This is a genomic window from Arthrobacter sp. Cr_A7, from assembly GCF_029222765.1.
Taxonomy (GTDB): Bacteria; Actinomycetota; Actinomycetes; order Actinomycetales; family Micrococcaceae; genus Arthrobacter.
On record NZ_JARHXQ010000349.1, the window covers coordinates 1 to 923 of the forward strand.

Annotated in this window: 1 protein-coding gene; it reads left to right on the forward strand. The window is 67.3% G+C overall.

All coding sequences use genetic code 11. The features are described from left to right. On the forward strand, positions 1 to 923 hold a 923-nt coding region (locus P2Q66_RS20775), incomplete at both ends, for an IS1249 family transposase (RefSeq protein WP_275731208.1).

A 923-nucleotide genomic window follows, 5' to 3' on the forward strand; every position in this document is an offset into this window, starting at 1 on the left:
TGGATGCGTTTCTGGGCTGGCTGCTGGGAACGTCGAATCAGTCCGCGGCCACCTCGTTCGGAACGGCGCGTTCTTTCCGGCGCCGCACCGGGTGGTGCTGGAACATCACCCCCGAGATCCCGGTCACCGGTGAGGTCCATGACCAGATTCAGGTCGACGGGATCTATGTGGGCTCGTGGTGCTGCTTGATCGCTGTGGCCGGGGATTACGTGCTGGGCTGGCAGTGGTGCGACACCGAGAAAAAGGCCGCGTGGGCTGCCCTGCTCGCCAGGTTCCCCGCCCCCACCGTGGTGGTCACCGATGGCGGCTCCGGGATCGCAGCGGCCCTGTCCGAGTGCTGGAGTGAGACCGCGATCCAGCGGTGCCTGGTGCACGTCCAACGGAACGTCCGCACGTACCTGACCGGCCGCCCCCGGACCGAGGCGGGCAAGGCGTTGCTGCGCCTCGGGCGGGCCCTGACCCGGATCACCACCGCGGCCGAAGCCGCGGCCTGGCTGGGCAGTCTGAATGACTGGCACCAGAATCATGGGCACCTGGTCAAAGCCCGCACCTACCGCAACGGCAACGCCGTCGTGCCGGCGTGGGTCAGGGCCAATCAGGCCTGGTGGTACACCCACGACCGGCTCCGTAAGGCCTACCGGCTGCTGGAACGGCTCAGCCAGGCCGGGACACTGTTCACCTACCTGCGCGCCGAGTTCGCCGGCCTGCAGATCGCCTCAACAACCAACCGCATCGAAGGCGGCACCAACGCCCAACTCCGGCTACTGCTCCGCGCACACCGGGGCATGAGCGAAGAGCACCGCAAACGCGCGATCGAGTGGTACCTCTACCTCCACAGCGAACAACCCCTGCCACCGGCCAAACTCATCAAAGCCAAGCACTACCGCCCGGCCAAGACCGAAGCCGGGACCACCACCGACCAA